Here is a 20,036-nt window from a genome sequence, read left to right as displayed (position 1 = left end):
ACGGCGACCCGCATCTCGGCAACTACGCTGTCGCCTCTTCCGGAGAGGGCGCGGGGCGGACGGTCGAGGGGATCAATCTCTTCGACTATGGCTGCGTGCGCATCTTTCCGCCGCGCTTCGTCCTCGGAGTGGTCGAGCTCTATCGCGCGCTGAGGGAGAAGGACGAGGCGCGCCTGCGCGAAGCCTACGCGCTCTGGGGCTTTCCGGATCTCACCCGCGGCACCTTCGAGGCGATGAACATCTGGGCGCGCTTCATTTGCGGGCCGATTCTCGACGACCGCGTGCGCACGACGGCCGACGGCGTGAGCCCGTCCGAATACGGACGCAAGGAGATTGGCCAGGCGATGCGGGCGCTGCGCGCTGAAGGCGGCGGCCTTCTCATCCCGCGCGAGTTCGTCTTTCTCGAACGCGCCACCATCGGCCTCGGCGGCGCCTTCTTGCGCCTGCACGCGCGGCTCAACTTCCACCGCCTGTACGAAGACGCGATCGCCGACTTCGACGCCGACGTGGTCGCCAGGCGGCAGGCCGAAGGGTTGAAGGCGGTCGGGCTGGAGAAGTAAGGGCGTCGCGTCCGTCAGGACGCTCATCGACCGACGGCCTACGGAGCGGTTACAATTGACCGCGTCGGCGTCAACGCCGGCAGGCGCTCCTTGATAAGGTTCTGCGCGGCTCGCCTCAAAGGCGCCAGCCTGGGATCACACCACCCGAACACACGCCATGGGCACCTCTCTTCCTCCGCGCGCAGCCAGAGGCGCTCGGCCTCCGCCAGTTCGCCGAGGGCGATGAGCGCCGCGACCAAAAAGGCCGCCGAATGGCCGGTGGCGCGCGCCTTGATGGCCTCGATCGTCGTACGGGCGCGGGAGACCGCCCCAGCCTTCGCATAGGCGTAGGCGAGTTGGCCGAGCGCCATTCGACTGGGTTCCGTCGAAGCGGCCGCCCGCTCTGCGTAGGCGACCCCTTGGGCCGCATCGCCGCGCTCGCAGGCCGCCGCCGCACGCACCGACCAAAGGATGTCGATGTCGTTGCGGACATTCAGCGCGTCGCGGGCAAGCGCGTCGGCCTCGTCAATCTTGCCGTGGCAAAGCGTCAGCCAGGCGCGGAAAATGAGAAGCCCCCGCTCCAGCGGACTCAGCGCGAGAGCGGCCTCGACGTCGGCGAGCGCGCCCTTGAGATCGCGACGATCGACTCGAAGCCATGCGCGGTAATAGAAGCTCAGCCACTCCGGCCTCATCCGGATCGCTTCGTCGATCCGCCCGCCGCCCTGTTCGGTGCGGCTGCAGAGCATCGCGAGCGACCAGCCGCTGGTGGCGAGCGCGCTGGCGCATCGCGGATCGGCGCCGAGCGCCTTTTCGCAGCACTCGGCGATCCCCGTCGCTGCGCAGCCCGGCGAGAGGTCGCCGAGGATCGCTTGGGTCGCAATGGCGTCCGCCATGAGCGTCCAGGCGGGCGCGTGGTCCGGATAGCGGGCCACGGTAAAGCGCAGCGCCTCGATAGCCCGCGCCAGGGCGTCAGGCGCGCGGGTCGCGGCGATTTCCCAGGCGGTGCGGACGAGCGTCGCGGCGACCGCCGGGTCGTGCGCGTCCTCGCCGTCGGTCTCCACGGGACAGGCAAGCTTGAGACTCTCGCCGTAGATCGTGCGGACGATATGGCTCCCGTCCGCGCCGAGCGCCTTGCGGAGCGAGCGGACGACGCGCGCAAGCGAGTCGTCGGAGGGCGCGTCATGGGTCCACAGCGCGGCGGCGATCGTCTCCTTCGGAACGATCGCCCCGGCGTCACGCAACAGAAGTTCGAGCAGGCCGCGCGCCTTTGGCTGCAAGGCGACGGCTTCGCCGTTCTGTTCGAGGCCGCGTTCGCAACTGAACTCGAACCCCGCGAACCTTGAGATCCTCCGACGCATCGCGCCTCCAAGCCCGGCTCAAGCGTGAACGAGGCACAATAAGCGGAGCGCAAGACTGCGCAACGTAAACGAAAAGACGACTGCGGCCGTCGCGGGCGAGCGCCGTATGACCTTATGCGAGTCATGAAGTCGAAGTCTCCGGCGGCCATCGCCTGAGTGAATCAGGTCCCGATGACAGCTCGGGTCTGCCTCCCGGCCGTCGTCAGCCGTCGGCGCGGAGCGGCCGCAGCCGCGGGTCGCACCAGGCGAAGGCTCGCCATGGACAGCACCGCGCTTTGGCGCGCTCAATCAGCCGCCGGGCTCCGGTCAGTTCCCCGAGGGCCACGAGCGGCGCGGCGAGATAGGCAGGCGCGTAACCATCCGGGCCCGGGATCACGAGTTCGAGCGTCTTCCGGGCTTTGCCCGCCTGTCCCGCCTCGGCGTAGGCATAGCAAAGCTGACTGAGCGTGAACCGGTCCTTCCGCGCGATCTCCGCAGCGCGTTCGGCATAGGCGAGGGCGCGCTGCGCCTGTCCGTCGGCGCCGAGCGCGATGGAGCGCATCACGAGGAGCGTGTCCGCGTCGGGCCTCACTTTCACCGCCTTGTTCGCCAGCAGATCGGCGACGGCCGTCTCCCCCCTGCACAGTCTCAACCAGACGTGCATCGTCAGCAGCGCGCGCTCAAGCGGATGGGCGGCGAACGCGACCTCGATATCCGCCAGCGCGTCGGTCAGATCCCTGTCGAGGCAACGGACCCAGGCGCGGTAGTATCGGATCAGATAAGAGTCGGGCGCCATGGCGACCGCCTGATCCAGCCGCTTTTGTCCTTCGGCCAGACGGCCGGAGAGCGCGCCGAGCGACCACCCTGAGACCGCGAGCGCGCCAGCGTCGCGGGGATCCAGCTTGAGCGCCTTGCCGCAAGCCTCGCCGATCTCCAAAACCGCCGCTTCAGGGGCGACGGCGCCGCGCATGGCCTGCACGGCGATGCAGTCCGCCATCAGGACCCAAGCCGAGGCGAAGTCCGGGTCGAGGCCGATGGCGAAGCGCAACGTCTCCTTGGCCTCAGCGACTGCGGCGGACGTGCGGCCGGCCGCGACTTCGCGGACTGTGCGCAGCATGTCGACGCCGGCCGCGTGGCCGGGAAGCGGTTCGGCGTCGGCCTCCTCGATCGGGCAGGTCAGCTGCACGCCATTTCCGTAGACCGTCCTCACAACGTCGACGCCGGCGTTTTTCAGCGCCTTGCGCAACATGTGGACGATGCGCGCGAGCGACTCGTCGGAGATCGCCTCCGTCGGCCAGAGGGCCGCGGCGATCGCCCCCTTGGAGACGGTCGCTCCCTGCGCCCTGAGCAGCAACTCGAGCAGACCACGTACCTTGGGCTGCAAGGCGACGGACGCTCCGCTGGACTGGAGACCACACTCGGTCGAGTATTCGAGATCCGCAAACCGCCAGATCCGATCCATTGTACTTTGTTGCTCCGATTCGCGTGACGCAAAACACCGTGGCCTTGCTGTGCTCGTTTGCCTTCATCGTGCGAGCGGTCAACTGATTTCGCGTTAACTCCTTAGCCGATCCCCAATAATTCTTGGAGTGCGTCACGTTCGCGCAGGCCCGAATGGATGCGGCGCCTAAAGATCAAGATTGGATCAGGATCGGACGGCTCATTTTGAGTAGGCAGAGCGGGCCGACGCTTTCACGTTGACGGCCTTGGGGGCGGTCCGCCCGCTGTCGCGCTCCGGCGGACGGCAGGCGGACCTGCACCACGCTTTGCGTCGTCGAGGGGCCGAGGGGGATGGCATTGCGAAACGGAAACACAGACACTCCGCCGCGCGGGATGAGCGTATCAGCCGCGATCGCTTGGCTTAGCAGCCGGCATGGAGACGATAAGGCGCGCCGCCTGGCTCGGCTGGAACAGCAGAGGGCGCGCCGGGCGCGGTCCCGGAAGCGCTTCAATTTTTGGGCGGTCGTGGCGGCTGAGCTGGATGGCGGCGCTCGCCTCGTCAGCCACAAGGCCTTCGACAATTTCGTTTTCGGCGCGGGCAGGGTCGAGCACAGGGCGGCGTTTCTCGAAGCGGCGACCATGCCGCTCGCCATCGAGGTCCGCGCCGGCCGACCGGCAAAGTCGGCGCGGCTCGACTTCCTGTGCGAAGCCGTGGGCGCGACGAACTAGGGAGCGACACGCATGCAGGAAACCGGGGACGACGGCGCTCCGGAGGAGATCGACGACGCCATTGCTGAAGCTCACCGAGGCCGATTGGGGTCCGGTCAGGATTACCCCGCTACGCCCGACGAGGGGCGCAGGCTCACCCGCGCTTTCATCAGAATTGAGCAGCCAAACGTCCGCGAATTGGTCCTGCGCATGGTCGAATTTCTGTCGGCCCTGTGATCCGCGAGAGCCGATTGCGTTGGGGCCGAGGCGCAATTGCAGCCGCGCTCGCTGAGCAAGGCTTGGCTAGCTCCAGTTCGTCCAGCGCGGCGCGACGGCGTAGTTGAGCTGGATGAGGATGATCAGAGCGACGCCGAGCGGCGGGCTGAAAAGCCCGGCGAGCGCTCCGAGCGCGTACAGGGACTGGCCGACGACGATGCGCCTCTTGACGGCGCGCGAGGCTTCGCCCGCGGCGTCCTCGCGGATCAGCTTCGCCCGTTCGGCGTAGGCCCAGGCCGCATAGAGCGTCGCGCCGAGCAGAAAGATATTCGCCCAGTAAATGACAAACGCAGTGCGGTAGGTCAGGAAGTCGGCGAGCAGCCGGGTCGAGAACGGCAAGACGGTGACGACGGCCAGAAACACGAAATGGAGCCAGGCCAGATTGCGGTTCGACCGTTCGAGCCGGCTGAGCTGAGTCTGCTGGCCGAGCCAGAAGATGCCGAGCGTCAACAGGCTGAGCAGCCAGGGCAGAAGCCGCGGCGCCGAGCCCGCGAGCGCGGCCAGAAGCTCTCCGTCGGAGTGGATGTCAGCGGGTTCGGGCCCATGAAAGTCGAGCACGAGCACGGTCAGGGCGAAGGCGAACACGCCGTCGCTCAGGGCGGCAATCCGCCCGACGTCGCCGCCGGCGATCCGGTTGTAAGGAACAACCATGGGCGCAAGCATGGCAAGCCGCGCCGCGGCCGGTCAATCCGTTCACTCCTCCGGCAGCACGCCCTTCTTGAAGATGAAGCAGCCGTAGTGGCGGCGCTCGCCGGTCACCAGGATCGCGAACGCCTCCGCGGCGCGGTCGTAGAAGGCGAAACGCTCGACGCCGACGAGCGGCTGGCGCCGGCCCACCGCGCGGTCGACCGCCGCCTGCACCTCCTGCTGCACCGGCGGCACGGCGAGCGGGTCGCCGGTCACCTCCATCCGCATCGCCGGATCGGGCACGAAGGTGTCGAGCGGCATGACGGACAGCACGGCTTCGACCGCGCGGGCGGCCGATACGCCACCCATGACGATCGGCTGGCCGGTGACGGTCTGTGCGGCGGTCGAGGCCGCCGGGAAATTGGCGTCGACGATGGCGATCTCGTCGCCGTGGCCCATGCGGCGCAGCGCGTAAAGCAGGTCGGCGTCCAAGAGCGGATCGATTCCCCAGAGCATGATTGCCTCCCCGTTCAATGGCCTCGCGCGAACCTTACCCGGTTCGGGCTGGGGTGGGCAACATGGGGCGGGTCGCGGGCCGCGGGTCGGATGAGGTCAGCCCCCGCCAACCCCCGGATCAGGTCCGGAGGTCGCGTGGTCCTCCTCATCCGTGGCGCGGGGGATCGCCTGCAAGGAGGGGACGGGGGCCGGCGCCGGCTGCCGTCCGCCAGCCACCGTTCTTCTCGCCGGCTCCTTCACGAAGTCGAGCCGCCCCTTCGCGGTGAGCCGGACGAGCGCGCCGCCGACGTTGGCGGCGAGCGTCCGGCCCTTTTCCGCGGCCTCCCGGAGCCGAAGCGCCAGCGCCTCGATCTTCTCGAGCCCGATCCGGCCCTCGTCCCGGCCTCCGGCCTGCGCAATGCGGCGAACGAGGACGCGCTGGACGACGGCGATGGGCGCGGAGACGAGCGCGGCCGCGTCGATCGGGCCGTCGCCGAGCTCAGCCTCCGCCTTCGCCGCCATTTTCGCCAGCGCCTCGTCGGCCTCGGCGGCGCGGCGGGCGAGGCGGGCGAGGTTTTGGGCGTCGAGCCCCTCGTGGGCCAACTCCCCCATCAGCGCGCGCAGCCGCGTGCGGGCGTAGGCCGGGTCGTCATTGGACGGGTCCTCGACGAAGGGCAGCCCACGGGCGCGGCAGAAGGCGACGAGGTCGGCCTTGGCGATGTCGAGCAGGGGTCGCGCCAGCGTGACGCCGCAGCGCTCGGTCGTCGCCGCCATGGCCGCGAGGCCCGCGACGCCCGAGCCGCGCAGCAGGCGGAAGAGCACCGTCTCGGCCTGGTCGTCGAGGTGGTGGGCGGTCGCGATCGCGTCGGCGCCGATCGCCTTGGCGTGTTCGGCGAGGAGCCGGTAGCGCGTCTCGCGCGCCCGCTCCTGGACGCGGGTCGAGGGCTTCGGACCCGTCCAGACGAGCGTTTCGTGCGGGACGCCGAGCCTAGCGCTCAGGCGCGCGACGTCCGCCGCCTCCCTCCCGCTCTCGGGACGCAGCCGGTGATCGACGGTGGCGACGAAGATCCGCGCGCCGCGCCGACGGGCCCATTCGGAAGCCATGACGAGGAGCGCCGTCGAGTCCGGCCCTCCGGAGACGGCGATCAGCGTCGCCGTCGCGCTCGCGAGCGGCGCCATGAGCGCGTCGATCCGCGCCTCGTCGAGAGGCTCGGCGCCCGCCGCGCTCAACAGTGGTTCTTCGCCGTTTCGCGGTCGGCGAGGCGCTTCACCGAAGCCGTCGCGTTGGGATAGCGCCGGCCGAATTCTGCGAAGGTGGCGCAGGCCTGGTCCTTGTTGCCGAGCGCGGCGAGCGTCTGGCCGAGCCGGACCATGCTTTCGGGCGCGCGGCTCGACTTGGCGTAGTTGGTCGTGACCTTGAGGTATTGCTCGGCCGCCTCGCGCGGGCGCGAGCGCTGGAGATACGTCTCGCCGATATAGAACACGGCGTCGGGCGTCAGCCTGTGCCCGGGATTGGCGGTCATGAACGCCTTGAAGCCGTCCTCGGCCTCTTGGTACTGGCCGGTCTGGAAGGCCTGGACCGCGGCGTTGAACTCATCACGCGGCCCGTCGAGCATCGCCACCCCGCTGTTGACGATGGTCGGTCCGGTCGGGGCCGGCTGAACGGGCTGCGGCGACTTGCCGAGTTCGAGCGGGGCGCCGGCGGGCGGCGACGCCGGCGCGGGGCGGGCGAGCGGCGCGCTCGGCGTCGTCGCGCCCAGCGGCTGCGGCGCGCCGGGGGCGTTCGGCTCGGCGTTGGGGTCGAAGGCGTCGGACCGGCGCGGCTTCGGCGGCGCGCCGCCGTCAATCACCACCGGAGGAGCGAGCGCCGCCGCGGTCGAGGCGACCGCCGCCGGCGGCGCCGAAGCGGGGGGCGGCGCGCCCCCCGAGCGATCGCCGAAACGGAATTCGACGTCCTGCCGGAACTTCTGCAGCTGGTCCTCCAGCCGATGCTGGGCGTTCTCCAGTTCCTCGATGCGTCCGTTGGCCTGCCTGAGCTGCTCCTCGAGCCGGTTGACCTTGAGGACCAGCGCCGCGGCCTGGTCTTCCTCCTGCTCGACCGTCTGGCCGGGAACGTCGGCCGGCGGCGCGCTCTGCGCGCGCTGGCTGTGGAAGAAGTCGAAGCCCTGCGCCGAGGCCGGCGAGGCGGCGGCGCTTGCGGCGATGAGGACCGCTGTCACGCGCAGGAATGGGAAGGAACTCACGAGCGGCCTCTGCTGGAAATTGCGCCGTCAACTGCCCGGCGCGCCGTTCAGCACGGTCACGGCGCGGCGGTTCTGCGACCAGCAGGAGATGTCGTCGCACACGGCGACCGGGCGCTCCTTGCCGTAGCTGATCGTCTTCATGCGCGACGGGGACACGCCCTTGGCGGCGAGATAGTCGTGAACAGCCTGGGCGCGGCGCGCGCCGAGGGCGAAATTGTACTCGCGCGTGCCGCGCTCGTCGGCGTGGCCCTCGATCGTGAAGGTGTAGCGGTTGTACTGGTTGAGCCAGGCCGCCTGCTTGTCGAGGGTCGCCTGAGCGGTCGGCGAGAGGTCGGTCTGGTCAGTGTCGAAGAACACGCGGTCGCCGACGGTCTGGTTGAATTCCTGCACGCTGCCGGGGCCCGCGGCGCCGTAGCCCGCGCCTCCGGCGCCGGCGGCAAGATCGCTGTCGGCGTTGTTGCGCGCGCAGGCGCCCAGGCTGAGGCCGAGCGCCAGCACGCCAACGACCGCCAGCGTCATCCTCGATTGAACCGCAACCATGCAATGCTCCTGACCGACCCCCAACATCGGTCTTGCCTAGGCGCCGAAGCGTTAAGGCAAGGTTCCGGCAACCCTGGCGATTCCTTGCTGGCGTTGTGTGAATGCGCGAGGGGCGGCCAGCGGTTAACAGCCCTTTCATGGCCATATTGCGGCGCAAGACGCCTTGCCTTGGACGCGTTTGGGGGCCATGCTCACGAAGCCGTGAACACGGAATCCACGGGATTTTTTGGCCGGGCTCTCTCTTCATGAAACATCACCGGGTCAGGCGGACGGCGCTCGTTGCGCTGGCGATGGCCTTTTTGGCGGCCGCATGGGCGTGGGACGGCCTCGCGGCGATCGGCCGCCGGGTCTCCGCTCTGATCCCTTGGGAGCGGTTCAAGGCGGCCTTCGCCGCCGTCATCGACCGGCTGCCGGCGCCGCTCGTGCTGCTCGTCTTCCTGGTGCCGTTCCTGATCGTCGAGCCGCTTCTGGTCGTGGCGACGATTGCCGTCGCCATGGGCTACGTCTTCTGGGGCGCGGTCGCCTGGATCGGGCTGAAGATGCTAGCGATCGCCGTCCTTCCCGCGATCTTCGACCTGACAAAGCACCGCCTGATGACCATGCCCTGGTTCGTCTGGGCTTTCGACAAGCTCATGGCGTTCCACCATTACGCCGACCGGATCGTCGCGCCCTACAAGGATGCGGCCAAGGCGATCATGCGCAAGTGGCGCCAGAAGGCCGCGACGCTCATGCGGCGCACCCCCGGGATCGCACAGTTGGCGGCGCGCTTCGCCACGCGCTTCTCCCGCCGTCGCGCCGCCGGCGGCCGAGCTTCGCTCAATCCTGGCGAGTGACAGGGGGGCGGAGCGGCCGGCGCCACGGCTCTCCACGCAAAAGAACGGGCTGCGCCTCCAGTTGCCATCCGACCCGCCACGCGAACTCGAAATAAGAATTTGCCTCGACGGGGCCTGAACTTGACATCCGCGACCGCCGGGACCAAATTCCGGTTCCTACACGAGGGGCGCCCGGAACCGGGCTGAGACGGCGTAGAAGCCGAACCCTTTGAACCTGATCCGGGTCATGCCGGCGAAGGGACGTGGTGGACCTCCGATAAAAAGGCCGCCCAATCCCTCCGTCATGAACGACGCGAGGAGACGGCCATGAACGAGATTCCGAAATTCGCTGCGCCGCAGACCGTCACCACCGGGCCGATCGCGGGATCCCGAAAAGTCTACGCCTCGCCGAAGGACCGCCCCGACCTCAAAATTCCGTTCCGCGAGATCGCGCTCTCCGATCCGAACGAGCCGCCGGTGCGCGTGTACGACCCGTCCGGCCCCTATACCGAGAGCGAGGCGCGCATCGACCTGTCGGAGGGCCTCGGCCCGGTGCGCGAGGCCTGGATCGCCGCGCGCGGCTACCCGACCGCGGAAGGGCGCGCCATCAAGCCGGAAGACAACGGCAACGTCGGCGACGACCGCCTTGCGCCGCTCTGCCCGGCGACCCGGACGCTCCGCGCAGGCCGCCCCGGCCAGCTCGTCACCCAGTTCGAGTTCGCCCGCGCCGGGATCGTCACCGAGGAGATGATCTATGTCGCCCATCGCGAGAACCTCGCGCGCGAGGCGGCGGTCGAGGACGCCAGGGCGCACCTCGCCGACGGCGACAGCTTCGGGGCCGAGATCCCCGAATTCGTGACGCCGGAGTTCGTGCGGGCCGAGATCGCGCGCGGCCGCGCCATCATCCCGGCCAACATCAACCACGTCGAGCTCGAGCCGATGGCGATCGGCCGAAATTTTTTGGTCAAGGTCAACGCCAACATCGGCAATTCGGCGGTGAGCTCCGGCGTCGCCGAAGAGGTCGAGAAGATGGTGTGGGCGATCCGCTGGGGCGCCGACACCGTCATGGACCTCTCGACGGGCCGCAACATCCACAACATCCGCTCCTGGATCGTGCGCAACTCGCCGGTGCCGATCGGCACGGTGCCGATCTACCAGGCGCTCGAAAAAGTCGGCGGCGATCCGCTGAAGCTCGACTGGGAGGTGTTCAAGGACACGCTGATCGAGCAGGCCGAGCAGGGCGTCGACTATTTCACCATCCACGCCGGCGTGCGGCTCGCCTACGTGCCGCTGACAGCCAAGCGCGTCACCGGCATCGTCTCGCGCGGCGGCTCGATCATGGCGCGCTGGTGCCTCGCGGGACACCGCGAGAGCTTCCTCTACGAGCGGTTCGGCGACATCTGCGACATCATGCGCAAGTACGACGTGTCGTTCTCGCTCGGCGATGGCTTGCGGCCCGGCTCCAACGCCGACGCTAACGATGCGGCGCAATTCGCCGAGCTCGAGACGCTGGGCGAACTGACCAAAATCGCCTGGGACAAGGGCTGCCAGGTGATGATCGAGGGCCCCGGCCACGTGCCGATGCATAAGATCAAGGTCAACATGGAGAAGCAGCTTCGCGAATGCGGCGAGGCGCCGTTCTATACCCTCGGTCCGCTCGTCACCGATATTGCCCCCGGCTACGACCACATCACCTCGGGGATCGGCGCGGCGATGATCGGCTGGTTCGGCACGGCGATGCTCTGCTACGTCACGCCGAAGGAGCACCTCGGCCTGCCCGACCGCGAGGACGTCAAGACCGGCGTCATCACTTACCGCATCGCGGCGCATGCGGCCGATCTCGCCAAGGGCCATCCGGCCGCGCGCATTCGCGACGACGCCATCTCCCGCGCCCGCTTCGACTTTCGCTGGCAGGATCAGTTCAACCTGTCGCTCGATCCGGACACGGCGCAGAAATTCCACGACGAGACCCTGCCGAAGGATTCTCACAAGGTCGCGCATTTCTGCTCGATGTGCGGGCCGAAATTCTGCTCGATGAAGATCACCAAGGACCTTCGCGCCGAAGCGGAAGCAATGGCCGGCATGGCCGAGAAGTCGCGCGAGTTCGTTCAGGGCGGCGGCGCGCTCTACGTGGACGCCGCGGAGTAGGCTCATGCGCGCCACTGTGGTCGGCGCTGGCGTCGTCGGCCTCGCGACTGCGACGGCGCTCGCCGAGCGCGGCGCGAAGGTGACGCTGATCGAGCGCGCGGAAAACCTCAGCGCCAGCGCCTCGTGGCTCGCCGGCGGCATGCTCGCGCCGTTCTGCGAGGGCGAGAGCGCCCCGCCTTCGGTCGTCGAACTCGGCCGGCGGGCGATCGACTGGTGGGCGGCCCGCGCGCCCGGCGTCGTGCGCGAGGGAACGCTCGTCGTCGCGCCGCCGCGGGACGTCGGCGAGATCGAGCGCTTCGCCGCTCGCACCGCAAGATGGGAGCGCGTGGACGAAGCGCGCATCGCCGCGCTTGAGCCGGACCTCGCCGGACGCTTTCACAAGGGGCTGTTCTTCAGGGACGAAGGCCACATCGATCCGCGCGCGGCGCTTCAGGCGCTCGCCGAACGGTTGCGGGCGCGCGGCGCAGAGATTCATTTCGGCTCGGACGGCGAGCGCCTCGGGGCCGGAGTCGTTGTCGACTGTCGCGGCTTTGCGGCGCGTCCGCACCTGCCCGAATTGCGCGGTGTACGCGGCGAGATGATGCGGGTGCGGTCGCGCGACGTGCGTCTGACGCGCACGGTGCGCCTCTTGCATCCGCGCTTTCCGCTCTACGTCGTGCCGCGGAGCGAGGGCGAAGCCATGATCGGCGCGACCATGATCGAGAGCGGCAATAAGGGCGCCGTCGCGGTGCGCTCGGCGCTCGAGCTTCTCACCGCGGTCTACGCGCTTCATCCGGCCTTCGGCGAAGCGGAGATTGTCGAGATGAGCGGGGGGGTGCGGCCGGCCTACCCGGACAACGCGCCGCGCATCGAGGAGCGCGAGGGTCGCATTTTCGTCAACGGCTTCTACCGCCACGGCTTCTTGCTCGCGCCTGCCTTCGCCGAGCGCGCCGCCGCGCTGGCGTTCGAGCGGACGAAGGAACACGTATGAGGCTCGTGATCAACGGAGAGGCGCGCGAGGTCGAAGCGATGACGCTCGCCGCGGCGCTCGAATCGCTCGACTACGGCGAGGCGAAGGTCGCGACCGCCCTCAACGGCGAATTCGTTCCGGCGCGGGCGCGGGCGACAACGCCGGTGAACGACGGCGACCGGATCGAGATTCTCGCGCCGCGGCAGGGAGGGTGAGGTGTTGAGGCGGAGCGCAGGGCGACGCAGCCCCACGATATTCTGGATCGCCGCTTCGCTCCTCGCGAAGACGCCAATCGACCAAGGGACATGTCCGTGACTCGCCTTTCCAATTTTGCCCCCTACGGCGTCGCCTTGCGCTCGCGGCTCATGCTCGGCACCTCGCAATATCCCTCCCCGGCGATCCTCGCCGAGGCGGTCAGCGCGAGCGGCGCAGAAGTGGTCACGGTGTCGCTCAGGCGCGAGTCGGCGCGGCTCAAGGAGGGGCAGGATTTCTGGCGGCTCATCCGCGACATCGGCGTCCGCGTGCTGCCCAACACCGCCGGCTGCTACAGCGTCAAGGAGGCGGTGACGACCGCTCAGATGGCGCGGGAGGTTTTTGGCGCGTCCTGGCTCAAGCTCGAGGTGATCGGCGACGCCGACACGCTGCAGCCCGACGTGTTCGGCCTCGTCGAGGCGGCGCGGATTCTCTCGGACGACGGCTTCGAGGTGTTCCCCTACACCACCGAGGACCTCGTCGTCGCCGAGCGGCTCCTCGAAGCCGGCTGCAAGGTGCTGATGCCCTGGGGTTCGCCGATCGGCTCGGGGCAGGGGCTCAACAACGTGTTCGGCCTCAGGGCGCTGCGCGCCCATTTCCCGGATACGCCACTGATCGTCGACGCGGGGCTCGGCCTGCCGTCGCACGCCGCGGCGGCGATGGAGCTTGGGTTCGACGGCGTCCTGCTCAACACCGCGGTCGCCAAGGCCGGCGATCCGGTCGCCATGGCGCGCGCCTTCGGCCAAGCGGTGGAGGCCGGCCGCGCGGCCTTCCTCGCCGGACCCATGCCGCCGCGCGACATGGCCGCGCCCTCGACCCCTGTCATCGGAAAGGCCATCTTGTCGTGACCCTCAACCTTAAGGCCTCTCCCAGCGGGACAGAGAGGAAGCTCGACCCTTTCTATCCGATCGTCGACAGCGCCGCGTGGGTCGCACGGCTCCTCGGCGCCGGCGCCCTCCTCATCCAGCTTCGGATGAAAAACAAGGACGAGGCGACGGTCGGCCGCGAGACGCGCGAGGCGCTCGCCCTGTGCCGCAAGGCCAACGCGAAGCTCGTCGTCAACGACTATTGGCGCATCGCTGTCGCCGAGGGCGCGGAATGGGTGCATCTCGGGCAGGAGGACCTCGACACCGCGGACCTCGCGGCGATCCGCAAGGCCGGCCTCAGGCTCGGCGTTTCGACACATGACGAGGCGGAGCTTCAGCGCGGCCTTGCGGCCGATCCCGACTACGTCGCGCTCGGCCCGATCTTCCCGACGATCTCCAAGGAGATGGCGTTCGTTCCGCAGGGGCTCAGGAAGATCGCGGAATGGAAGCGGCGCGTCGGCCCGCTGCCGCTGTGCGCCATCGGCGGCCTCGACCTCGAACGGGCGAAGCTCTGCCTTGCCGCCGGCGCCGACATCGTCTCCGTCATCTCCGACATCACGCTCAACGCCGATCCGGAGGCGCGCGCGCGGCAGTGGATCGCGGCGACGCGGCGCGCGTGACGCAGCGAACGCCGATCGCGCTGACGATCGCCGGCTCCGACTCGGGCGGCGGCGCCGGAGTCCAGGCCGACCTGAAAACCTTCGCGGCGCTCGGCGTCTACGGCGCGAGCGCGATCACCGCGCTGACCGCCCAGAACACGCTCGGCGTCCGCGCGATCCACGCCGTCCCGCCGAAGATCGTGCGCGCGGAGATCAATGCGGTTATGGACGATTTTTACGTCGCCGCGATCAAGATCGGCATGCTGGCGAACGCTGCGATCGTGGAGGCGGTGGCGGATGCGCTCGGCTTCCCCCATTTCCCACGGGGAGAAGGGAGACCCTTCATCGTCTACGACCCCGTCCTCGCCGCCTCGTCGGGCGAGGCGCTCGCCGGTGGGGGGGTTGTCGAAGCGATCCGCGCAAAGCTGCTGCCGCTCGTCGACTGCCTGACGCCCAACCTCCCCGAGGCGGCGCGGCTTCTCGACGACCCGGCCGCCCCAAACGAGGCCGACATGGCCCGGCAGGGGCGGGCGATTCTGGCCCTGGGTCCCCGCGCCGTGCTGGTGAAGGGCGGCCATCTCGACGGCGGGGAGGCGGTCGACCTTCTCGTCACCGCCGAGAGCGTTGTTCGCTTCGCCGCGCCGAAGATCGCCTCGCCGAACACGCACGGCACCGGCTGCACGCTGTCGGCCGCGATCGCGGCCTATGTCGTCCGCGGGCTGCCGCTCGTGGAGGCCGTCGCCGCCGGCAAATTTTTCGTATCCGCAGCGATCGAGCGCGCTGTCTTGGCGCGGCTCGGCGCCGGCGCAGGGCCGCTGCTGCAAACGCCTCTATTTGCGCCGTCGGACCCTGGCTGGCAGGGTCGGGGCCGATGACGCTCGCGCCGCTCCTTCGAGCCTCGCCGTCGATCCAAATTCACGCCACTCTCGCCTTTGCCGCGCTCGCCGTCGGGGTGGCGGGCGTCGCGCTCTTTATCCACACCATCCGGACGTGGGGCTCGTGGAGTCCGATCCACCTTTTGTCGCTCTTCACGCTGGCGGCTGTGCCGCTGGCCGCGCTGGCCGCGCGGCGCGGAGATGTCGGGCGCCACCGTTCGGCGATGATCTGGCTCTATCGCCTCGCACTGGTGGTCGCCGGCCCCTCTGGCCCGGGCGGATCGTGCACGCCGTCGTGTTCGGGCCGTGAATCTTCGCTCGCGCGCCGGCGGCCTCCATCCTCATTCGCTGGCCGCGGCGATTTCCTCCAGCGCGGCGTTACGTTACCTTAAGCTCGCAAGTAGGGTGGCTGATGGCGGACGAAGAGCGCAGTTTCTTTGAATCCCTTCCGGTCCTGAAGGACTTCGCCGCCGCGGTGAAGGTGGAGAATTATCGCCCGCTGCCCGACGACTGGGTGCTGGGCTTCGCCGATGTCGTGGGCTCGACCAAGGCGATCGCGGAGGGCCGGTACAAACCGGTGAACTTCGTCGGCGCCGCCGTCATCGCGGGAGTCTCGAATGCACTGAACCGCAGGCCGTTCCCCTTCGTGTTCGGCGGAGACGGGGCGAGCTTCGCGGCGCATCCGGCCGACAAGGCGGTCGCCGCCGAGGCCCTCGCGCGAATCGCGGCCTTCGCCAAGGCCGAATTCGACTTCGATCTGCGAACCGCGATGATTCCGGTGGCCGAAGTGCGCAAGGCCGGCCGCGACGTGCGGGTGGCGCGATTCGCCGCGTCCGAGGCCTGCCTTTATGCGATGTTCGCGGGCGGCGGCATGACATGGTTCGAGCAGCAGGCGAAAGCGGGCGCCTACGCCCTTCCGCCGGCCGCGCCCGATGCGCGTCCCGACCTGACCGGCCTCTCCTGCCGGTGGGGCGTCGCGCCGGCCAAGCGCGGCGTCGTGGTCTCCCTGATCGTCGCGCCGCGCGGAGAGGATCCACGCTATTCCGCGCTCGTCGAGGAGATCGTCGGGCTTGCGGCGGAGGCGAGCGAGTCGGGGCGGCCGGTAACGCTCGACATGCTGGGCGCCGGCGACCCGGGCGTTTCGATCGCGCTCGAATCGTCGGCGATCAAGGCGTCCGGCGTGTCGGCGCTCAGGGCCCGGTTCACGGCTGCGGCGAATTACGCGCTCGGCTACGTGTTCTTCAAATTCAAGCTCAAGGCGGGCGAGGCCGACGGCGCGCGCTTCGCGGCCGAGGCCGCGGCCAACGCGGACTTCCGCAAGTTCGACGACAGCCTGCGCATGACGATCGACTGCTCACCGCGCTTCGCCGACAAGCTCGAGGCGAGACTCGCCGCCGCGGACGACTACGCCGATTGGGGGCTCTACCGGCAGCGATCGGCGCAGATCACCTGCTTCGTGCCCTCGATCGCCGACCGGGGCCACGTTCATTTCGTCGACGGCGCGGAAGGCGGCTACACGATGGCGGCGAGCGCGATGAAGGCGCGGCGGCTCCTGAAGGCCGAGGCGGCGTAGCCTGGCCCGACGCGCGCCCCCCGTGGATATCGCATTCTGCGCCCTCACGCCCGAGGCCGCGATTTGCTAGCGTTCCGGGCATGGATGCGTCGACTGTAACCCCGAGCCCCGAAACCGCGCCGGCGCGGCTCACGCCGATGATGGCGCAGTATTTCGAGATCAAGGCGTCCAATCCGGACTGCCTCTTGTTCTACCGGATGGGCGACTTCTACGAGCTGTTCTTCGACGACGCGGAAGTCGCCAGCCGCGCGCTCGGCATCGTGCTGACCAAGCGCGGCAAGCACGAAGGCGAGGACATCCGCATGTGCGGCGTGCCGATCGAGCGCGCCGACGACTACCTCAACCGCCTGATCGCGCTCGGCCATCGCGTCGCCGTCTGCGAACAGCTCGAAGACCCGGCGGAGGCGAAAAAGCGCGGCGGAAAATCCGTGGTGAGGCGTGACGTTGTGCGACTCGTCACGCCCGGCACGATCACCGAAGAGCGGCTGCTCGAACCCGGCCGCGCGCGCCTCCTCGTCGCCGTGCAGCGGACGCGGGGCGCCGATGCGCGCTGGACCTTTGGGCTCGCCGCGCTCGACCTCTCGACCGGCGCCTTCTCACTTTCGGAAACGGACGAGGCCGGGATCGCCGCCGAAATCGCGCGGCTCGAACCGTCCGAGATCGTGGCGGCGCAGTCCGTTTGCGACGAACCGACCTTCGCCAGGCTGATCGCCGACCTCCGCGCGCCCACGACGCCGATGGCGCGCGAGGCGGGCGACGGAGCGGCCGCCGCGCTCCGGGTGTGCGAGTTCTACGGCGTCGAGACCCTGGATGGCTTCGGCGCCTTCTCCCGCGCCGAGATCGCCGCTGCGGCGCTGGCGCTCGCTTACGTCAAGCGCACGCAACTCGAAGCGAGGCCGGCGCTCTCGCCGCCGACGCGCAAGGCGCGCGGCGCGAGCCTCGAAATCGACCCGGCAACCCGCGCCAACCTCGAACTGACGCGGACGCTCGGCGGCCAGCGTGAGGGCTCGCTGCTCGCGACCATCGATCTCACCGTCACGCCGGCGGGCGCGCGGCTTCTCGCCGAGCGGCTCGCAAGCCCGCTGACCGACCCCGCCGCGATCAACGAGCGGCTCGACTCGCTCGACTTCTTGATCGAGGCCGCGCCGACGCGCGACGCGCTGCGCCGCGAGCTTTCCGGCGCGCCGGACTTTCTCCGCTCGCTGTCGAGGCTCAGCCTCGATCGCGCCGGCCCGCGCGATCTCGCCTCCGTCCGCGACGGCCTCGCGGCGGCCGGGGCGCTCGCCCGCATTCTGGGGTCGGCCGAGGCGCTGCCGCCCGAGCTCCTCAGCGCCTATTCGGCGCTTCGGGCGGACTGCGGCGCCTTGCATGCCGACCTCGCGAAAACGCTCGCCGACGACCTGCCGCTCGTCAAGCGCGACGGCGGCTTCGTCCGGGCCGGCAGCCTGCCGCCGCTCGACGAGGCGCGCGCGCTCCGCGACGAGAGCCGGCGCGTGATCGCCGACATGCAGGCCGCTTACGCCGAGGAAACAAGCGTCCGGCAGCTGAAAATCCGGCACAACAACTTCCTCGGCTATTACATCGAGACGCCGCAGGCGCAGGGCGAGGCGCTCCTGAAGGCGCCCCTCAATGCGACCTTTATCCATCGCCAGACCATGGCCGGGGCGCTGCGCTTCACCACCAACGCCCTGGTCGAGCTCGAGGCGAAGATCGCCTCGGCCGCCGACCGGGCGCTCGCGCTGGAGCTCGACGCCTTCGAGCGGCTGCGTCAGGCCTCACTCGCCGAGGGCGAGCGCCTCAGGGCCTTCGGCGGAGCGGTCGCCGAAGTCGATGTCGCCGCAGCGCTCGCGGAACTCGCGGTTAAACGCGACTGGACGCGGCCGGTCGTCGATTCCTCGCTCGCCTTCCGCATCGAGGGCGGCCGCCATCCGGTGGTCGAGGCGGCGCTGAAGAGCGCAGGCGAGCCCTTCGTCGCCAACGACTGCGACCTTTCCGGAGACGCCGCCGACGGCGGCCGGATCGACGTCGTCACCGGCCCAAACATGGCCGGCAAGTCCACCTATCTGCGCCAGAACGCGCTGATCGCGCTGATCGCCCAGATGGGGTCCTACGTTCCAGCGGGCCGCGCCCATGTCGGCGTGGTCGACCGGCTCTTTTCCCGCGTCGGCGCCGCCGACGACCTTGCCCGCGGGCGCTCGACCTTCATGGTCGAGATGGTCGAGACGGCGGCGATCCTCAATAAGGCGAGCCCACGCTCGCAGGTCATTCTGGACGAGATCGGGCGCGGCACCGCGACCTTCGACGGCCTCTCGATCGCCTACGCTTGCGTCGAGCACCTGAACGCGGTCAACCGCTCGCGCGCCCTGTTCGCCACCCATTTCCACGAGCTGACCCAGCTCGCCGAGACCCTGCCGCGGATCGTCAACCTCACCATGCGGGTCAGCGAGTTCAAGGGCAGTCTTGTGTTCCTGCACGAGGTCATGCCCGGGGCGGCGGACCGCTCCTACGGCATCCAGGTCGCGAAGCTCGCGGGCCTTCCGGCCTCCGTCGTGCGCCGGGCGCGAAAAGTGCTGGCCGACCTCGAGGCGTCGCGGCCGAGCGGGACGCTCGATTCCCTGCCGCTGTTCTCCTACGAGCCGCACGAGCCGGCGCCGCCCCCGCCGCCTCGGCGCGACGAATTGCACGAGGCGCTCGCCGCGCTCGAACCCGACGACCTGAGCCCGCGCGAGGCGCACGCGGCGCTCTATCAGTTGAAGCGGCTCTTGGACGACAAGCGCTGACCCTCCCCTTCCCCAGCGGAGCGGGGGAAGGGTATGCATGGCTACGCCCGTCGGCCGGAGCCCTCATGACCAGCCCGCAGATCCTGATCGCCACGCTCGTCGCCGCCTATCTCTATGTCGTCACCCCCGGGCCGGCGTTCCTCGCGCTCTTCACCCTCGCCGCCTCGCGCGGGCGGAAATCCGGCGCCTGGTTCATCTGCGGCCACCTGATCGGTGATGTGGTCTGGGGGGCGCTGGCGGTTGCGGCGCTTGTCGGCGCTAACCGGCTGGGTCCGACCCTTTTCGAGGCGCTCGGCTTCGCCTGCGGGCTCTATCTCGTCTACCTTGGCGTCCGCGCCCTGATGACTCGCAAGGATGCGCTGCCGAGGACGATCGGCGCCGAGCGGCCGCTCGCGACCGGCATGGCCTTCGGCCTCACCAATCCCAAGTCCTATCCCGTCGCGCTGGCGATGTTTTCGGCCATCGTCGCGCCCTATATCGGCGCGCTGAAAGCCGCCGATGCGCCGCAGATGTTCGTCGCGGCTTTCCTGGGCTTCCTGCTCGCGGACGCGACGCTCATTTTCACCGCGGGGCTCCCAGCGGTGCGAAAATTCTTCCTCACCCACGGCGTCGCGGTAACGCGGGTCGTCGGCGTCATCTTCATTGTGTTCGGCGCCCGCTCGATCGTCGACGCCGCCCAAGGGGCGATGCGGAAGACGGCTTAAGGTCTGAGGCCTCGCCCTCGCACGCATTCTGGTTAGGTTTATCGGAACCCACGCCGACTACGACCGTACCGACCCGGAGATTGTGTCATGGCGAGGACGATAGTCCGTGCGCTCCGAAGCCGATTAAGAGGCGGCGCTCGAGGAAATCGAAGCGTACCTCGAAGACGAGCCCTAACCGGGCGCCCCAGAGGCCGACCGCTTCGACCTTCCAGTTAGGCCGAACTTCCGGGACAATTGAGCGCAACTCATTGATGGGACTCGATATTGAGATCG

General features: G+C 69.2%; 20 protein-coding genes, 1 pseudogene and 1 riboswitch. Of the genes and pseudogenes, 14 read left to right on the top strand and 7 right to left on the bottom strand.

Features of this window, described 5'->3' with window-relative positions; all coding sequences use genetic code 11:
* Positions 1-560 (top strand): annotated as a pseudogene (locus ACLP25_RS23745) (AarF/ABC1/UbiB kinase family protein); the annotation flags it as partial.
* A gap of 38 nt (positions 561-598) precedes the next feature.
* Here ACLP25_RS23745 and ACLP25_RS23740 read toward each other — a convergent pair.
* Positions 599-1,897, bottom strand: coding sequence for a winged helix-turn-helix domain-containing protein (locus ACLP25_RS23740; protein WP_442471595.1), 1,299 nt, complete (start codon positions 1,895-1,897; stop codon positions 599-601).
* 202 nt (positions 1,898-2,099) lie between these two features.
* Positions 2,100-3,338: a winged helix-turn-helix domain-containing protein gene (locus ACLP25_RS23735; RefSeq protein ID WP_442471594.1), complete on the bottom strand. Its 1,239-nt coding sequence runs from the start codon at positions 3,336-3,338 to the stop codon at positions 2,100-2,102.
* 503 nt (positions 3,339-3,841) lie between these two features.
* Between ACLP25_RS23735 and ACLP25_RS23730 the strand changes: the two genes are divergently transcribed.
* Positions 3,842-4,045: a hypothetical protein gene (locus tag ACLP25_RS23730; RefSeq protein ID WP_442471593.1), complete on the top strand. Its 204-nt coding sequence runs from the start codon at positions 3,842-3,844 to the stop codon at positions 4,043-4,045.
* A gap of 12 nt (positions 4,046-4,057) precedes the next feature.
* Positions 4,058-4,261 carry a hypothetical protein gene (locus ACLP25_RS23725; protein WP_442471592.1) on the top strand — a complete coding sequence of 68 codons (204 nt, stop codon included), beginning with the start codon at positions 4,058-4,060 and terminating at the stop codon, positions 4,259-4,261.
* Between the two features lie 66 nt (positions 4,262-4,327).
* Here the strand turns inward: ACLP25_RS23725 and ACLP25_RS23720 are convergent, their stop codons facing one another.
* From ACLP25_RS23720 to pal, 5 genes are all read right to left on the bottom strand, one after another.
* Positions 4,328-4,963, bottom strand: coding sequence for a TMEM175 family protein (locus ACLP25_RS23720; protein ID WP_442471591.1), 636 nt, complete (start codon positions 4,961-4,963; stop codon positions 4,328-4,330).
* A gap of 30 nt (positions 4,964-4,993) precedes the next feature.
* A complete protein-coding gene (locus tag ACLP25_RS23715; protein WP_442471590.1) occupies positions 4,994-5,443 on the bottom strand; it encodes an RbsD/FucU family protein in 450 nt (149 codons plus the stop codon).
* Between the two features lie 96 nt (positions 5,444-5,539).
* The gene (gene tilS, locus ACLP25_RS23710; protein WP_442471589.1) at positions 5,540-6,652 is read right to left on the bottom strand and encodes a tRNA lysidine(34) synthetase TilS; all 1,113 of its coding nucleotides are present in this window, start codon (positions 6,650-6,652) and stop codon (positions 5,540-5,542) included.
* A complete protein-coding gene (ybgF, locus tag ACLP25_RS23705) occupies positions 6,649-7,665 on the bottom strand; it encodes a tol-pal system protein YbgF (RefSeq protein WP_442471588.1) in 1,017 nt (338 codons plus the stop codon). The genes tilS and ybgF overlap by 4 nt, the downstream gene beginning before the upstream one ends.
* 27 nt (positions 7,666-7,692) lie before the next feature.
* The gene (gene pal / locus ACLP25_RS23700) at positions 7,693-8,205 is read right to left on the bottom strand and encodes a peptidoglycan-associated lipoprotein Pal (RefSeq protein ID WP_442471587.1); all 513 of its coding nucleotides are present in this window, start codon (positions 8,203-8,205) and stop codon (positions 7,693-7,695) included.
* Positions 8,206-8,450: 245 nt separating this feature from the next.
* Between pal and ACLP25_RS23695 the strand changes: the two genes are divergently transcribed.
* The 11 genes from ACLP25_RS23695 to ACLP25_RS23645 all read left to right on the top strand — a co-directional run bounded on the left by ACLP25_RS23695 (position 8,451) and on the right by ACLP25_RS23645 (position 19,763).
* Complete coding sequence (locus ACLP25_RS23695) at positions 8,451-9,038, top strand: hypothetical protein (RefSeq protein WP_442471586.1); 588 nt, start codon at positions 8,451-8,453, stop codon at positions 9,036-9,038.
* A 153-nt stretch (positions 9,039-9,191) separates the two neighbouring features.
* A riboswitch (TPP riboswitch) is annotated at positions 9,192-9,296 on the top strand.
* A 48-nt stretch (positions 9,297-9,344) separates the two neighbouring features.
* Complete coding sequence (gene thiC / locus ACLP25_RS23690) at positions 9,345-11,165, top strand: phosphomethylpyrimidine synthase ThiC (protein ID WP_442471585.1); 1,821 nt, start codon at positions 9,345-9,347, stop codon at positions 11,163-11,165.
* Positions 11,166-11,169: 4 nt separating this feature from the next.
* Positions 11,170-12,135, top strand: coding sequence for a glycine oxidase ThiO (gene thiO, locus ACLP25_RS23685; protein ID WP_442471584.1), 966 nt, complete (start codon positions 11,170-11,172; stop codon positions 12,133-12,135).
* A complete protein-coding gene (thiS, locus tag ACLP25_RS23680) occupies positions 12,132-12,329 on the top strand; it encodes a sulfur carrier protein ThiS (RefSeq protein WP_442471583.1) in 198 nt (65 codons plus the stop codon). The genes thiO and thiS overlap by 4 nt, the downstream gene beginning before the upstream one ends.
* Before the next feature lie 96 nt (positions 12,330-12,425).
* Entirely contained in the window at positions 12,426-13,214 is a 789-nt protein-coding gene (locus ACLP25_RS23675) for a thiazole synthase (protein WP_442471582.1), read from the top strand.
* The gene (locus ACLP25_RS23670) at positions 13,211-13,852 is read left to right on the top strand and encodes a thiamine phosphate synthase (protein ID WP_442471581.1); all 642 of its coding nucleotides are present in this window, start codon (positions 13,211-13,213) and stop codon (positions 13,850-13,852) included. Before ACLP25_RS23675 ends, ACLP25_RS23670 begins: the two co-directional genes overlap by 4 nt.
* Complete coding sequence (gene thiD, locus ACLP25_RS23665; protein WP_442471580.1) at positions 13,849-14,706, top strand: bifunctional hydroxymethylpyrimidine kinase/phosphomethylpyrimidine kinase; 858 nt, start codon at positions 13,849-13,851, stop codon at positions 14,704-14,706. The genes ACLP25_RS23670 and thiD overlap by 4 nt, the downstream gene beginning before the upstream one ends.
* Entirely contained in the window at positions 14,703-15,098 is a 396-nt protein-coding gene (locus ACLP25_RS23660) for a hypothetical protein (protein WP_442471579.1), read from the top strand. Before thiD ends, ACLP25_RS23660 begins: the two co-directional genes overlap by 4 nt.
* Positions 15,099-15,118: 20 nt before the next feature.
* Positions 15,119-16,279, top strand: a complete 1,161-nt coding sequence (locus ACLP25_RS23655) for a DUF3095 family protein (protein ID WP_442471578.1) — start codon at positions 15,119-15,121, stop codon at positions 16,277-16,279.
* 80 nt (positions 16,280-16,359) lie between these two features.
* Entirely contained in the window at positions 16,360-19,059 is a 2,700-nt protein-coding gene (mutS, locus tag ACLP25_RS23650) for a DNA mismatch repair protein MutS (protein ID WP_442471577.1), read from the top strand.
* Between the two features lie 65 nt (positions 19,060-19,124).
* Positions 19,125-19,763 carry a LysE family translocator gene (locus tag ACLP25_RS23645; RefSeq protein ID WP_442471576.1) on the top strand — a complete coding sequence of 213 codons (639 nt, stop codon included), beginning with the start codon at positions 19,125-19,127 and terminating at the stop codon, positions 19,761-19,763.
* Positions 19,764-20,036 lie beyond the last annotated feature (273 nt).

The organism is Roseiarcus sp., from assembly GCF_052145395.1.
Classification (GTDB): Bacteria; Pseudomonadota; Alphaproteobacteria; order Rhizobiales; family Beijerinckiaceae; genus Roseiarcus.
Note: the sequence above shows the minus strand (reverse complement) of the source record. Positions and strands in the feature narration are given on the sequence as shown.

Coding starts and splice junctions, on each gene's coding strand:
- thiS (WP_442471583.1), top strand. CDS start 12,132: ATGAGGCTCGTGATCAACGGAGAGGCGCGCGAGGTCGAAGCGATGACG.
- pal (WP_442471587.1), bottom strand. CDS start 8,205: ATGGTTGCGGTTCAATCGAGGATGACGCTGGCGGTCGTTGGCGTGCTG.
- ACLP25_RS23720 (WP_442471591.1), bottom strand. CDS start 4,963: ATGCTTGCGCCCATGGTTGTTCCTTACAACCGGATCGCCGGCGGCGAC.
- ACLP25_RS23655 (WP_442471578.1), top strand. CDS start 15,119: ATGGCGGACGAAGAGCGCAGTTTCTTTGAATCCCTTCCGGTCCTGAAG.
- thiO (WP_442471584.1), top strand. CDS start 11,170: ATGCGCGCCACTGTGGTCGGCGCTGGCGTCGTCGGCCTCGCGACTGCG.
- ACLP25_RS23725 (WP_442471592.1), top strand. CDS start 4,058: ATGCAGGAAACCGGGGACGACGGCGCTCCGGAGGAGATCGACGACGCC.
- thiC (WP_442471585.1), top strand. CDS start 9,345: ATGAACGAGATTCCGAAATTCGCTGCGCCGCAGACCGTCACCACCGGG.
- ACLP25_RS23715 (WP_442471590.1), bottom strand. CDS start 5,443: ATGCTCTGGGGAATCGATCCGCTCTTGGACGCCGACCTGCTTTACGCG.
- ACLP25_RS23740 (WP_442471595.1), bottom strand. CDS start 1,897: ATGCGTCGGAGGATCTCAAGGTTCGCGGGGTTCGAGTTCAGTTGCGAA.
- ACLP25_RS23735 (WP_442471594.1), bottom strand. CDS start 3,338: ATGGATCGGATCTGGCGGTTTGCGGATCTCGAATACTCGACCGAGTGT.
- ACLP25_RS23645 (WP_442471576.1), top strand. CDS start 19,125: ATGACCAGCCCGCAGATCCTGATCGCCACGCTCGTCGCCGCCTATCTC.
- ACLP25_RS23695 (WP_442471586.1), top strand. CDS start 8,451: ATGAAACATCACCGGGTCAGGCGGACGGCGCTCGTTGCGCTGGCGATG.
- ACLP25_RS23660 (WP_442471579.1), top strand. CDS start 14,703: ATGACGCTCGCGCCGCTCCTTCGAGCCTCGCCGTCGATCCAAATTCAC.
- mutS (WP_442471577.1), top strand. CDS start 16,360: ATGGATGCGTCGACTGTAACCCCGAGCCCCGAAACCGCGCCGGCGCGG.